Consider the following 15,255-nt stretch of genomic DNA (forward strand, 5'->3'; position numbering starts at 1 on the left):
ATGCAATCAAACTTGATAGAGGATGTGTGGCAAACTTTTACCTCAATTGCTCAATTAGAACAACGCACCATCATTTTAGGTTATAGCGGTGGTGTTGATTCTGAAGTATTGGCTTATATTTTAAGTCAATTGAAACTACGTCAATCGCAGTTATCAATAAAGCTGGTATACATCAATCATGGTTTGAGCACCTATGCTGATGATTGGCAGAAGCATTGTGAACAACGGGCAAATCAATACCAGCTTCCTTTTACGGTTAAAACTGTAAAGGTTAAACAAGGGGCGCGTTTGAGCTTAGAAGCTGAAGCGAGAAAAGTCCGATATCAAGCGTTATTGGAAGAAATGAGTGAAGGTGATGTGTTATTGACGGCACATCACCAAGATGATCAGTTGGAAACATTGTTACTTGCACTCAAGCGCGGGCAAGGACCAAAAGGATTGTCAGCAATGGCAAGCGTGCAAGTCATCGAAAAAGACGTGATTCAATGTCGCCCTCTGTTGCATTTAAGCAAATCTGATATTCAAGATTTTGCTCAACAAAATCAACTTTCTCATATAGAAGATGACAGTAATCAAAATGATAGTTTTGATCGTAATTTTTTGCGTTTAAATATCATTCCAGCGTTAAAGCAACGTTGGTCATCCATTGCGACGACAGCAAGCCGAAGTGCAGAACTTTGTGGTGAACAACAAGCATTGCTCGATGAAGTCGTAACAGAGAAATTAAGCCGACACTTAGACGATTCGCCATTTGCTAAAAAAGTATTAACGCTGGCAGGATTTAATGAATTATCACGCCCTTGGCAACGGCAACTATTCCGTGGATTCATTAAGCTGTTAAAACTGCCTGTTCCTTCAAGGGTTCAATTAGATGAAATTCTGGAGCAAATATTAAATGCGAAGTCTGATGCCAACGTTGAACTTAATGTCTCTGGGTTAATAGTTCGCCGTTATCAAGGCCAAGTATATGCCTCTGCTTCATCAAGAATTAAGCCCCCCTTATTACAACAGGTTGAACTTGGAACTAAAGAGGAAATTGAAGCCGCTGATTATCAAGTGACTTTACCTGATGGAAGAGAGCTCAATTTATCTTCTGTACTTAAACAAATAAATATTTCAGATTCCGCGTTTTTAAGTCTGCGCTTTAACATTGCTGGAAGTACTCGATGTCACCCTCATTTTAGACATAAATCACGCGCGCTTAAAAAACTTTGGCAGGAGTTAAAAGTACCGACATGGGAAAGAAGCAACATTCCTATGTTATTTGTGCAAGATAATTTAGTTGCTGTTATTGGTTTTTGGGTTGAAGCTGAATTTTATAATCGTGATACTTGAAGCTAAAGTATTAAGTATCACAAGCATACTTCGAAACACACGAATCTTGTTAAGTCCGTCTCAAGGTGCTTTCTTTTAGAATCATTTCATTAATTCTAATGAGATGAAAACATGACCTTATTGTCCAGCCCTACAGATGTGCATCAAGCCATATTGAATGGACAGTGCAAATTATATACGGATAGCCATAGGCCGTTAATCCGTATCGAGATTGCTTCGGGAATGACGAATGCCATTTATTTTTTATCATTGGAGAATAATTCACTACTTCAAGAGAAAAATGAGCAATTCCATTCTGTTTCACCCAGCCGAACACCAAAGTTTTTCCGTTCTCCAAAATCACTATTAGATTGTTCTGTACTTGCATGGTCTAAAGAGTTTGATATTCGCCAATATTGCTACAACCCAAGTGGGACAGCGTCCGATTGGAATGTTTTGTCTTTTGGGGCTTCAGTTGAGGTAAATTTACAAGCCCTTATTAAACGTGACGAAGTGAACGTTTGGGGGTATATATTCATCAGGCATGGTAACCATTGTTTTTATGTACTTCCCTCAAAGGTTCAGCAATATGATGAAGTTGAACATGAAATAATTCAGTTTACATCAGCAGAACAGAGACAGTTTTTGACAACAGACGAGTTAACTAAAGATGCTTTTTCTCCACCTGTTTTGTATATTCCGCCTTGTGGCGCTAAATCATTTATCGGCAAAAACCGTGAAGCAGTATTTGCTAGAAGGCTTCTTAGGCATAACAGTAAGCCTTCAGATGTTATGGCTGCTTCTCCTAGTTTAATTGCCGTTACAACTGCTGTTAGACAAATCAGGCTTAGCCAAGCCAATATCAACCTCTATAGAGCAGTGATACTGCAAATTATGGAGTGTAAATCTGCTTGTCGGCTTGTAATTGCATCCAATACTACTATTTATTACGAAGATACAGGCGTGTCTGTAAAAGATTTCTTTTGTCGAAACTCAATTTCGCCTAACAATACCAAATATTTCAGGCAGTTGTTACAGGATGTGGATGCGCTACACAAACAAAAGATTGTCTTAGGCAATATATCTCTTAACTCACTGGTTGTAGATTCGGGTATCGTTAAAATTGCTGATGTGTCACATGCAATAGCCAGTTTATCTAGCAATGGCAAACAAGTGGTGGTTAAACACCCAGTAAGAAGCCTTTTTCCAACTTGCTATTTGCCTAAAAGCGTAATTTCGATGTTCATCAAAGCATTTAAAGTGTATTCAGCATTTCAACTTGCCGCTTTGGTCAATGTTGACAATATGGGAACAGAAGAAACTAAACTACACAATGATAAGTCAGAGCAAAGAGTAGTATTTCAGCTGGAAACTCAAGGGAGTAAAGTCAATTATCCACTTGAATTTGAAGGAATTGTAAAATTAGAAAACTACAATGTACTGATGACGTTATTATGCTGTACATCTTCTGAAGTCTTTAATACGTTAACAAATGATTCGTTGAAAAGAGATGATAAAGTTTGTTCTCCCACAACAGAGCCTTTGTATAGAAAAGCGTTAAGCCAAATTATGGATCAGGGTTGTGTTGAGGGCACGATAGCGTTTTTGAAAAGTCCGTTAACCTCAGAGCTTCATAAAGATTTATTTGATTTGATCAAATTCGAATAAAAACCATTAAATATAGTAGTTTTTCTTTTTCATTCAGAAGTTGTTGCTCTGGTTGAAATAAAAACTCAATAGTATCAGTCGATTATAAATTGGCACACTTTTCGCGTTGTATGTTTAAGTTGTAAACTTATTGAGGTCACCGAATGCAGCCACTTCCAACGCTCACATTTAGCCAATACTTGGTAGGTGGAGTACAAAAACAAGATTTTCTGAAGCAATTAAGAGAAACCAGTAAAGAAGTTGGTTTTTTCTATCTTGATGGTCACGGCTTAGATACCTCCATTCAAAAGAATACATTTGATTTAATGCACTCGTTCTTTGATTTATCTAACGAAGAGAAGTTGAGTATTGAGATGAAGCACTCTCCTCACTTCCGTGGTTATTCACAAATAGGGAGTGAGTTGACGCTAGGCGAGGAAGATCAACGGGAACAATTTGATTTCATGAGAGAGGAGCCGTCACCTTATGTAAATGGTGAGTCTCCAATTTGGTTGAAGATGCGTGGCAGCAACCAGTGGCCCAATCAGTTGCCACAGATGAAACAACAGCTATTGAGTTTTCAAGACCGATTAACTGATTTAAGCGTTCTTTTATTAAAAGCATTTGCTGAATCATTAGAACAAGATCCTAATATTTTCGATGCCGGTTTATCTGAACTTCCTCATCAACACACCAAATTGATCCGCTATCCAAAACCGTCACAAGGTTCGAATCAAGGTGTTGGTGCGCATAAAGATTCTGGTTTTCTGACGTTACTTTTGCAAGATGAAATGTCTGGATTAGAAGTGGAAACGGATGATGGCTGGTTACCCGTTCCACCTAAGCCGGGAACGCTAATTGTCAATATTGGAGAGTTATTGGAGCTAGCTTCCGATGGTTATTTAAAAGCGACCGTTCATCGAGTAGTCAGCCCTCAGTCAGATAAAGACCGTTATTCTTGTGCATTCTTTTTATGGCCAAAATTGGATACCAGTGTGCCTTTATTAAGTTTACCTGCGCATCTAAAAAAGCAAGCTCATGGTCCTGATAGCGATCCTAATAATCCACTTTTTTATCAAGTTGGCGAGAACATTCTGAAGGGACGATTACGGTCTCATCCTGATGTAGCTGCATTACATTATTCATAAAAAGCGAAAAAGAATAACGATGAAAATTAGAACTAAAGTTTTACATTCACACCCCGTTTCAGATCAACACGGAGCGTTAAATATTCCTATTTATCAAAGTAGCACTTACGATTATCAAACCTTTGAGTCGGGTAAAGCACGATTTTCTGGGCAAGAGCAGGGGTTTATTTACAGCCGAATGGCTAACCCTACGGTTAATGCTTTGGAGCAGACCATTGCTAAAATAGAAGGTGCTGAGCAAGCTTTGGTTGTTTCAAGCGGTATGGCGGCACTCAGTAGTATTTTTATCACCTTATGTCATCAAGGTGATCATATCGCGGTAGTAGAACCTGTATATGGTGGAAGTTCTGCGATGTTAAGCCAAACACTGACTCGATTTGGCGTTAATGTTCACCGCTATTATAGTGATGATGATTTACTTGATCGTATTCACCCACGAACTCAAATTATCTTATTTGAGCCAATTTCGAATCCAACATTAGCCGTAAATGATTTCCGTAAAATAAAAAAAGCGGCTGAAAAGGTTGGCGCAATTACCGTTTGTGACAATACCTTATATTCTCCCTATTTTTTCCGTCCATTAGAGCATGGAATGGATCTTGTGATGCACAGTGCCACTAAATATTTGAGTGGCCATGGCGATATTATTGCTGGCGTTGTGGCTGGTTCCGATTCATTAATGGAACAAGTACGAACGGTTGGATTAAAGCATGTAGGTGCATCAATTAGTCCCCAAGATGCTTATTTGTTATCACGAGGTTTGAGAACCTTGCCTTTACGAATGGAGGCTCATCAACAAGGTGCGTTACAAGTTGCTGAGTTTTTGGAAAAGCATCCTAAAGTTGAAAAGGTTCATTACTCAGGTTTGGATTCAAGCCCATACCATCAAGTTGCATCGGAGTCGGTAGGTCATTTTGGTGGCTTAGTCAGTTTTGAATTAGTGGGAGGTGAAGCCGCTTGCCAAAAGGTATTGGACAGTCTTCGCCTATTTACTCAAGCGGTAAGCTTAGGAGATTTAGAAAGCTTAGCGTGTCATCCTGCGACAACCACTCATGCTGCAGTATCGCCTGAGTTGAGACAAGATGCAGGAATTTCAGACTCTTTGATTCGATTGAGTATTGGGGTGGAAGCGCCAGAAGATCTTATTGATGATTTACAGCAGGCGCTTGCGTAATACCATATTTTTTTATCTTTGAACGTAAAGTGCTTGGGTTAATGCCCAAGAGCTTTGCGGCTCCGAAAGGGCCTTCGACACGGCCGTAGCTCTTCTTAAGGGCGTGTCGAATGTGCTGAACAATGATATCGTCTAATTTGGCAAATATAGGTTCATCTATATGAAGTTGGAGGTTCGGTGAGTCATTGCTTTTTAAAGACTCGGCTAGCTTAATATCACTGTTTTTGATAAATAGCGCACTTTCTATCGCTAACCGCTTTCCTCGGCCTAATATGGCGGCTCGTTCAATCACCGCCTGTAGTTCACGAACATTACCCGGCCAAGAGTGTTGTTGTAGGTAATGAATTTGCTGTTGAGTTGGCAAACAAACGGGTAGGGCTAATGTATTTGCTGCTTGATTGGAAAACTGCTCTGATAGTGCTTTGATGTCATCAAGTCTATGCCTAAGCGGCGGTAGGTTTATAGGAAATACATTAAGCCTGAACAGTAAATCCTCACGAAAACGTTTGTGTTGTACTTCTTCGCTTAAATTTTTATGGGTTGCGGCTATCACTCTTACATCAACTTTGATTTCTTGTTCGCTGCCAACACGTCTTAGTGTGCCTTCTTGAATGACTCTAAGCAACCTAACTTGTGCCGCTAAACTCAATTCTGCAACTTCGTCTAAAAATAACGTACCACCATCAGCTTGTTCAAACCAACCGCGTTTTTGGTTTGTTGCTCCAGTAAAACTGCCTTTTTCATGACCAAATAATTCAGAATCGATCAGTTCAGAAGAAATAGCACCACAGTTCACTCTGATAAAAGCTTGTTGCTGCCTTGAGGAGTGTGTGTGCAAATGTCGTGCAATAACTTCTTTACCCGTACCTGTTTCACCCAGAATTAATACAGTTGAGTCAGTGGCAGAAACAAGCTCAATCTGCTGCATAATTTCCTTTAGACTGGTTTGGCTTCCTATGATCATTTATTTTTTCCGTTAACTTGGTGTATCGATCTGCATAACTTTTTGCGAACCTGTATCAGTAAAGCATATTGAATTGATCTAATAAAATTAATCTATATACCGTTTGGTTATATGTGATTTCGAGAATTTTTATCATTACACTAATATTTTGTTAACCATTGCCGATATAAGGTGAAATAAGTTCCAGTTTTTAAAGGTCTTGTAACTGGTTTCCCTCTCTATTCGATGGAAAGGGATGCTTGAAGAAGCATAATAAAAATAGAGGTAATAGGTAGATGTCAGGACTGCTGTCTTTAGGGATAAAGCTATTTAATCGGTTAGCGTTTAAAAAGAAGTTTATGTTGTTAGCTTCGGTGACCTTGTTGCCTTTAATTTTTGGAGCTTATGGCTACATCCAATTTCAAACTGAAAATGTACAAATCAGTGAACGTAAGCTTGAAGGTAAACATATTATTGACCAGTTCAATGCATTTGCCTTTAAGATAATAGAATTAAGAAAGAGCGGGGTTAGCTCTGCTGATTTGTCCACTCAATTAGAGTTTTGGTCAAATAATTCTGCTTTGTTTCCAAGATCTTCTGCTCAATTCTCTGCATTACACAACTTATCTTTATCTAAACAACTTACGCCAACAGTATTGGAGCAACTGGCGGATATAACCAGTGAAGTAAAAGGGAGTGTTGCCGAAGAAAGTAGGTTGTCACTAGACTCTGATCCTGCAATTTACTACCTCACTGAGTTTTATTTGTCTAAGCAACTTGTGGTCAGCGAATTTAGCTCAAGAAGCAGTACTCAAGCCTTAAACATTCTTAAAGCGGGTAGATTTTCCCCACAATCCTACACTCAATTGGTGGCAACGAATAATCGCTTAAAAGAATTACTCGTTTTATTTAAAAAGAGTGCTGATAGAGTTGAAGAGTATTATGCAGACGAAACAAGCTGGCAGAAAAGTGTGCGTAATGTTGATACTAATACAGAGAAACTCATCAACGCTATCAATGAAAAAATAGTAGAGCCGGACAATTTTGGTATCAGTTTGGCTCAATTCTCTCAATTAAGTCGAAATCAGCAGCAAGTTTTAGAGCATTTAACAGCTGAAACTAAGCAATTACTAGAGATTCAATTGTCGTCGAAATTACAGTCTCAGCAACAACAAATGTACTGGGTTGCTGCAATGATATTAGGCGTTATTGCTATAAGCTTTTATTTTTTCTTCTCGGCATATTGTGCCATTACTCAGAATGTTTCAGTTATCAAGTCAATGACTGAACAAATGGCTCGTGGGGATTTGAGTCAGGATATAAAAATTGCTGCTAAAGATGAGTTTTATCAAATTGCACTGTCATTCAACGAAATGCTGCGCAGTATTAGAACCTTGATACATGATGTTCAGCAATTAAGTGACAATGTGGTATTGGCCAGCCATGAAGTGAAATCAGAAACCTCAAGTGTAGAGTTCAGCTTGAATTCGCAGCAACAAAAAACGTATCAAGTCGTTACTGCCATTGATCAGCTTGTGACATCGGTTAACGCTGTTGATGAAAATACTCGAGCCGCAACCCAAATTACGGTGGAAACTCAAAAAGACGTTGATCTTGGTCAGCAAGTGATCAACCAGACGGTTAGCGAGATCAACCATATTGCAGAAGAAGTCAGTCAAGGTGCTGAAGTCATTAATCAATTAGCGGTGTATGCCAATGACATCGGTAAGGTGGTGGAAGTTATCCATGGAATTGCAGAGCAAACAAACCTTCTGGCTTTAAATGCAGCAATCGAAGCGGCTAGAGCTGGGGAACAGGGGCGAGGCTTTGCTGTTGTGGCTGATGAAGTAAGAACACTTGCAAGCCGAACAGCGAGTTCAACAGATGAAATTAGAGGAATGATTGAGCAGATCCAAAAATCAACGTCTATCGCTGTTTCTACGATGGAATCAGGGACTCGAAAGGCGAATAATGGTGTTAATCGAGCTCATGAAGTGAGTGAAACTATTACAAGCTTAACTCAGCAGGTCTCCAGAGTCGTAGGCTTGATTCAGCAACTAGAAGAAATTGTCACCGAGCAGAGGGAAGCTACAGAGCAAGTTAATACGAGTACCCAAGTGATTAAGAACAACGCTAGTGAGGTGTTAATTGCGGCTCAAAAAGCTTCTATGGTTGGTGAGAAGTTAGAAGTTGATGCAAACGAATTAGCTAAGCAAATCAGTGGCTTTAATATCTCCAGCTCTCATTAAGAGCTGGAGAAAAGGGAGGTTATAACCCTAAGGCATAACCACCTTTTAGATGAGCAACGTTTTCAAAGCCAAGACGGCCAAGGGCTTGAGCAACAACTAATGAGCGAGAACCACTTCGGCAAACAAGAACATAATTGTCTTGTTTCTGTTTTGAGCGCTCATTAATGAAATGAACTAAACGGGTCATTGGCACATTCATCTCGACATTGGTACTGCGTTGTAACGCATATTCGTGTGGCTCGCGAATGTCTACCAATTTGATGTTTTGATCTGTTTTTAGCAACTTCGCCAAACTTTCTTTATCGTATTCTCGAATCTTTAATGCTGCATCGACTTCGACATAAGCACCACATTGGATTTCTTGACCTTGCTCATCATTGAGATGTGAATCCAATACCGACTTTTGCTCGCAGAATGTATCAACATCAATATTGTTTGAAAGAACAGAGTTCAATAGCTGGTTACGACCTCTTTCAAGAGCAATGTTGGTGGCAAATTCATTGTAATAGTCATGGCTGGCGCAAATCAAAGACTGGTCATCAACTAATTGATTTAATAGTTTTAAACTTGCATACATTTTTGCCGATGAACTGGTTTCAAAATTAGTTCTACCAAGGCTTCCCATCAGAATGGTATCGCCACAAAAAGCAAAGTGACACATCGAAGAGTGATACTCACCATTAAAGTCTTTGGTTAGTAAGTAACTCACACTGTCTTCTGTATGTCCGGCGGTCGGTACCTTGACCAAATTGTGGTTACCAATCTGAATCAACGAATAGGTTTGACCTAGCATATCAATGCTGTCTGTTTCGGTTGGCCATCCTAAATGGCAAGTATCAGTAGACATACCGAGAGCCTGAACTATTTCATTACGAGATGATTCATGGTCAGCGTGGCCGTGAGTGTCTAATACGGCTTTTAACGTCAGGCCCTGACAGTTTATTAGATTAACAATACGTTGGACTAGCTCATGAACTGGGTCAATTACGACAGCAGTTTTTGTTTGCTTGTCTGCATAAATCCAACAACAATTATTGCCTGAACGTAACTCTACTAAGCCATCTAATGGTGTTTCATTAATCTCATTGCTGGTTACCAGACAGCTTTGTTTCAATGCTTTTGCTGCCGATATAATGCGTTCACAAGCTTGGTCGCAATCATCTTGAGTGAACATAGGACCAAATGACATTCGAATCGCCGATTCACTTTGCCATGCAGGTAAACCCATTGCATCTAAAACATAACTTCGAGTTACTTTAGAAGAGCAAGCAGAGCCAGAGCTGACGCGAATATTAGCCGCATCAAATAAGTCCATAATTTCTTTACTGCTAAATCCAGGGATTGCAAAGTTGATGGTGGTTGGGACTGTGTTTTCTAATGAATGATTTAAGACGATGTCACCAAAGGCTTCTTTTAATGCTTTGATGATTTGTAAGCGATAACCTTGCAATTGTGAGTAGCTAGAAAACTGGTGTTCGCTATCACCATTTAAAATATCAAAAATAGCTTTTAACGAAGCAATTCCGGGTAAGTTTTCTGTTCCCGAGCGTTGACCGCTTTCTTGGCCACCTCCGGCAATAAAAGGGGTAAATGGTGCACTTGAACGCACATAAACAAAGCCAATCCCCTTAGGTCCATACAGCTTATGGCCACTGAAAGGGGCGTAATCTATGCTGATGTTTTCAATGTTAAGGTTTCGTTTGCCTAGTACTTGAACGCAATCAACCATCCAATAAACATGAGGATTGTTGGATCTAATAGTTGTTTCTAGAGCCATTAAGTCTTGATAAACACCAGTTTCATTATTTACCGCCATAGTGCATATCATTAATGAATCGGCGGCATGTTCAGCAATAAAGTTAAGATCTAGTTTACCTTGGTGATCTACTGGGATCGCTTTAATTTCTGCATTGATGCCTAAAATTTGGTTCCAATGTTCTAGTGAATTGGGAACGGCTTTATGCTCAGTAGCACCATATAAAAGGTAATATTGTTTGTTGGTAATTAATGATTTTTTAGCTTCAACTAAAGCTGAAAGAATGGCTGTTTGGATGCCTTCAGTTGCACCACTGGTGAAAATTAATCGACCTTTATCAATGCCTAATAATTTTTTACCAGCATTGCGGGTTTTCTCCATGATGTTTTTAGCGCGAATCCCCGTAATATGAGAGCTGCTGGGGTTGCCAAAGGTTTGGGTCATGGTACTCATTACCGCTTGAGCTGCGGCAGGGTGTACTGGTGTTGTAGCGTTAGAGTCAAGATAAATGAGCGATAAGTTTGTACTGTTAGTCATGGTTCCTACCTTAAAAACTAAACTCTTATTTCTTTTTGTTATATGTAATATCTAAAGTTCATACTAACAGGTTGATTATATAATACCAATGCTTATCGAAGTGTGACGGAGTCTGAGGTATGAATATGGGAAAGTACAAATATTCCAAAGCTTTATTTTGGATATGCAGGACGTAGTTTATTTTGGATATGCAGGACGTAGTTTATTTTGGATATGCAGGACGCAGTTTATATGGATCTAATTGGAAAATTATTGGCATAAAAAAGCCTAACTTATGTCAGGCTTAATCTTGGATACTTTTTATGAAGAGGTTGTTATTGAACGTTTTCTGCATCTCCGAATTCATCGTGAAATAGTGGTGAAGATAGGTAACGCTCTGCAGATGAGGGAAGTACGACTACAATGTTTTTGTCCTTGTATTCCTCTTGCTCGCTTAGTTTTACTGCAACACTTACCGCTGCTCCTGAAGAAATACCCGCTAAGATGCCTTCTTCTTTCATGAGTCGGTGAGCCATTTCCATAGACTCTTCATGGGTTACGGTTTCAACTTTATCCACCACCGATAAATCGAGGTTGCCTGGGATAAATCCAGCACCAATGCCTTGGATTTTATGTGGCCCAGGTTTAATTTCACTACCAGATAATGTTTGAGTGATAACTGGTGAATCGACAGGCTCAACCGCTACAGAAGTTATGGCTTTATTCTGAACATTTTTGATATAGCGGCTAACACCAGTGATGGTTCCACCCGTTCCCACACCGGCGATAAACACATCAATCTCACCATTAGTATCTTGCCAGATCTCTGGGCCTGTAGTTTTTTCATGAATTTCAGGGTTCGCAGGGTTATCAAACTGCTGTAATAGAACATAATGCTCAGGATTGGAGTTATAAATTTCAGTCGCTTTGTCTATTGCTCCTTTCATACCTTTGGGACCTTCGGTTAGCACTAAATTAGCACCAAGTGCTTTAAGAAGCTTCCTTCTTTCTAAACTCATGGTTTCGGGCATGGTCAAGGTGAGTTTATATCCACGAGCGGCTGCTACATAGGCTAGAGCAATACCTGTGTTGCCAGAAGTTGGTTCGATTAATTCTTTTTCAGTGGTTAATGTTCCATTTTTCTCAGCAGCCCAAATCATGTTTGCGCCAATACGACATTTAACACTAAAACTTGGGTTTCTAGATTCTATTTTTGCCAAAATGTTGCCATTACCAATTCGGTTTAGGCGAACCAGTGGGCTTTTACCTACTGTTTGTGAGTTATCTTCGTATATATTAGCCATGATCATTCCGTTAACAGTGTTTGAAATATAAATACTAGAAATAATTTATGTAATTCAAAAGTTATAATTTCTTCTTGTATATAACCAATAGTTATTAACAGTGATTGGCTAATAATAAAAAACACTACCACAAAGGGGTAGTGTCCTAACAAATAAATGCGCATACGGAGCTATGCTGCAGGAGTTGGTTATTTAGGTTTAATAAACTTTAGTGTCATTCGATCACTTTCACCGATAGCAAGGTATTTGTCTTTATTTTGATCGCCTAACCTTAATCTTGGGGGAAGAGTCCAAACTCCTGACGGATAAGTTTTTGTGTCTTTTGGGTTTGCATTGACTTCACTGCTAGCGATTAGTTTGAATCCGGTTTTTTGTGCTAATTCTTTTACGAATTTTTCAGTAACATAGCCAGACTCAATCATTTCTAACCGGGTCGCATTAGGTTTAGCGCGATGCTCAACGACACCAAAAGTTCCACCTGGTTTCAAAGCGTTATAGGCTGCTTTGAAAACCTCAATTTCGTTATTATTCGCAATCCAGTTATGCACGTTACGGAAGGTTAGTACCACATCAGCTGTCTCTGCAGGTGCCATAACAGGGTGGGCCGGAGGCATAAAGCTTGTGACGCTAATCTGACCATATCGTTCTGGGTGATCCTTAAACTTTACGTCGTATTTCGCGCGAGACGTTCTATAGTATTTCACCGCTGAATCAGATGGAAAGTGAGCGGCAATAAACTCACCTGAGCCTTTAAGTGCTGGCGCAAGAATATTTGAATACCAGCCACCACCGGGCCAAATCTCGACAACAGTATCCGTTGGTTTAATACCAAAAAAATCTAATGTTGCTTTAGGGTGACGATATTTATCTCGTGCTTTTTCTTTAGCTGTTCGGTACTGATAATCATATTGCAGTGTCGTAGGGGCTTGTTTAGCTTGCTCATGATTATCGTACCCATAAGCTGTAGCCGAGACTCCGCTTAGTCCTAACATTCCTGTCAGTATCACCAGTGCAAGAGTTGATTGTGATTTCATTATTGTTTCCTTTTACTCATGATCATCTTTGTTATAACTCAAACCTTAAGCTTAAGCGACTAATTTTTAATCTTTTATTATTACAATTTATGACGATGTACGATATGGCGAGTTACGGTCTAAATGCTGAAAGTTGCATATCAATTCTGGAAAATTTATAGTTACTGTAAATTTATCCAGTAATTGTCGTTGATGATCCTTTATATCGCAGAGAAACCTAGCTTGGGAAGAGCTATTGCCGATGTGTTACCCAAACCACATAAAAAACATGATGGCTATATTGAATTGGCTAATGGTGACTGTGTTTCTTGGTGTATTGGTCATTTACTTGAAACAGCTGAGCCAGATGCTTACGATGAAAAGTATAAAAGTTGGAAATTAGAACATTTACCAATCATTCCTAAAAAATGGCAACTCAAGCCCAAGCCTAAGACCCGAAAGCAACTCACAGTTCTCAGAAAGTTGGTAAAGCAGTCTGTTCAAATTGTTAACGCTGGAGATCCAGATCGTGAAGGCCAGTTATTGGTTGATGAAGTTATTTCTCATTTAGGGGTCAAAGGAAATAAACTCAATCAAGTTCAGCGTTTATTGATTAGTGACTTAAATCCCGCCGCTGTTAAACGTGCCTTAAATAACTTAAGAAGTAATCGTGAGTTCATTCCATTAGCAACTTCAGCTTTAGCAAGAAGTAGAGCTGATTGGCTTTTCGGTATTAATTTGACTCGTGCGTATACCATACAAGGAAAAAAAGTGGGTTATGACGGGGTACTATCTGTAGGTCGAGTTCAAACGCCATTACTTGGGTTAGTCGTCAGACGTGATGAGCAAATTCAGCAGTTTCAATCAAAGCCATTTTATGAAGTTTTGGCGCACTTATTGACAGATAAAAGTGAAGGGTTTGTAGCTAAGTGGCAACCCAGTGAAGCTTGTCAGCCTTATATGGATGAAGAAGGTAGAGTGTTGGTTAAAGGATTAGCTGAAAATGTTGTGAACCGTATAGGTAACCAAGCAGCAGAAATTACCAAACTGGAAACAAAAGACAAAAAACAAAATCCGCCTTTGACATATAACTTATCCAGTTTGCAAATTGATTGCGCTAAACGGTTTGCAATGTCGGCACAGGACGTATTGTCTATCTGTCAGAGCTTATATGAAAAGCACAAACTCATTACGTACCCAAGATCAGACAGCCGTTATCTTCCCAAAGAGCAATTACAACTTGCGCCAAAAGTTGTAGCAGCGGTTATAGCTAATGCTTCAGAGCTTGTCTCGAATATTCCTCAGCCTAATACAAGCCTAAAATCAAAAGTGTGGAATGACAGTAAAGTGGATGCTCACCACGCTATTGTTCCAACAGAAAAACGAGTTGATTTAGCTAAATTGTCAGCAAATGAAAGCAAAGTATATCAGCAAGTAGCAAGGCAATATTTGGCACAATTTTATCCTGCGTATTTATATCAAGAAACCCAAGTCGAAGTGACTATTGCTGGTGGTAAATTCAGTTGTAAAAGTAAAACTGAACAATCCTTAGGTTGGAAAAGTTTATTTAAGTCATCAACCAAAGAGAATTCACAAGATAGGACTGAAGCCCAGCTACTACCGCCTCTTACTTTGGGTCAGAAATTAACTTGCACACACGGTGAGTTACTTGAGAAGCAAACCCAGCCACCTAAACACTTTACCGATGCAACGTTATTATCGGCTATGACGGGGATCAATCGTTTTGTTCAAGATCCTGAAATTAAAAAAGTGCTAAAAGAAACCGATGGCTTAGGAACCGAAGCAACACGTGCAGGTATTATCGAATTGTTGTTTAAGCGTGGTTTTTTGAAAAGACAGGGAAAAACCATTCTTGCCACCGAAGCAGGAGTAGGTTTGATAAAAAGTTTGCCTGATAATGTCAGTCAACCAGATATGACAGCGCTATGGGAGTCAAGTTTAGAAGCAATAAGCCGTAAAGAAACGCGTTATCAGGATTTTATGCTTCCGATGCAACATCAATTGCATCAGCTGATTGAAATAGCCAGTCAACAATTGCCCACAGCACTGCAAGGAGTCAAATCGACACAGAGTAAAAAGCGTTTTTACAGAAAGAAGAGTACTTCTCGAAAGGGTAAAGCAAGCTCTAAAAAATCTACTTAATAATAATTGTTATTGTATGAACTCATAC

General features: G+C 39.4%; 10 protein-coding genes. 6 read left to right on the plus strand and 4 right to left on the minus strand.

Translation table 11 applies throughout. The features are described from left to right. From tilS to AC1EU0_RS11975, 4 genes are all read left to right on the plus strand, one after another. Positions 1-1,335, plus strand: coding sequence for a tRNA lysidine(34) synthetase TilS (tilS, locus tag AC1EU0_RS11960; RefSeq protein WP_480302832.1), 1,335 nt, complete (start codon positions 1-3; stop codon positions 1,333-1,335). 111 nt (positions 1,336-1,446) lie between these two features. Continuing rightward, entirely contained in the window at positions 1,447-2,982 is a 1,536-nt protein-coding gene (locus tag AC1EU0_RS11965) for a hypothetical protein (protein WP_480302654.1), read from the plus strand. 143 nt (positions 2,983-3,125) lie between these two features. Further along, positions 3,126-4,109: an isopenicillin N synthase family dioxygenase gene (locus AC1EU0_RS11970; RefSeq protein WP_480302655.1), complete on the plus strand. Its 984-nt coding sequence runs from the start codon at positions 3,126-3,128 to the stop codon at positions 4,107-4,109. 19 nt (positions 4,110-4,128) lie between these two features. Further along, positions 4,129-5,283: a trans-sulfuration enzyme family protein gene (locus AC1EU0_RS11975; protein WP_480302657.1), complete on the plus strand. Its 1,155-nt coding sequence runs from the start codon at positions 4,129-4,131 to the stop codon at positions 5,281-5,283. On the opposite strand, the gene AC1EU0_RS11980 is transcribed toward AC1EU0_RS11975, so the two are convergent. Then, entirely contained in the window at positions 5,252-6,247 is a 996-nt protein-coding gene (locus tag AC1EU0_RS11980; protein WP_480302658.1) for a sigma-54 interaction domain-containing protein, read from the minus strand. The two genes, AC1EU0_RS11975 and AC1EU0_RS11980, sit on opposite strands and share 32 nt — an antisense overlap. Positions 6,248-6,522: 275 nt before the next feature. Here AC1EU0_RS11980 and AC1EU0_RS11985 point away from each other — a divergent pair, with 275 nt between their 5' ends. Further along, positions 6,523-8,475 (plus strand): methyl-accepting chemotaxis protein, encoded by a 1,953-nt coding sequence (locus AC1EU0_RS11985; RefSeq protein ID WP_480302659.1) that lies wholly within the window; start codon positions 6,523-6,525, stop codon positions 8,473-8,475. Positions 8,476-8,494: 19 nt separating this feature from the next. Here AC1EU0_RS11985 and AC1EU0_RS11990 read toward each other — a convergent pair whose 3' ends face one another. The 3 genes from AC1EU0_RS11990 to AC1EU0_RS12000 form a co-directional block, all read right to left on the minus strand. After that, positions 8,495-10,768 (minus strand): aminotransferase class V-fold PLP-dependent enzyme, encoded by a 2,274-nt coding sequence (locus tag AC1EU0_RS11990; RefSeq protein ID WP_480302660.1) that lies wholly within the window; start codon positions 10,766-10,768, stop codon positions 8,495-8,497. A 314-nt stretch (positions 10,769-11,082) separates the two neighbouring features. Continuing rightward, the gene (gene cysK / locus AC1EU0_RS11995; protein ID WP_480302662.1) at positions 11,083-12,051 is read right to left on the minus strand and encodes a cysteine synthase A; all 969 of its coding nucleotides are present in this window, start codon (positions 12,049-12,051) and stop codon (positions 11,083-11,085) included. Between the two features lie 188 nt (positions 12,052-12,239). Continuing rightward, positions 12,240-13,085, minus strand: a complete 846-nt coding sequence (locus AC1EU0_RS12000) for a class I SAM-dependent methyltransferase (RefSeq protein ID WP_480302663.1) — start codon at positions 13,083-13,085, stop codon at positions 12,240-12,242. A gap of 192 nt (positions 13,086-13,277) precedes the next feature. Between AC1EU0_RS12000 and AC1EU0_RS12005 the strand changes: the two genes are divergently transcribed. Beyond that, complete coding sequence (locus tag AC1EU0_RS12005; protein ID WP_480302665.1) at positions 13,278-15,227, plus strand: DNA topoisomerase III; 1,950 nt, start codon at positions 13,278-13,280, stop codon at positions 15,225-15,227. Positions 15,228-15,255: the final 28 nt, after the last annotated feature.

This window comes from Parashewanella sp. 2210YD4-3, from assembly GCF_056591735.1.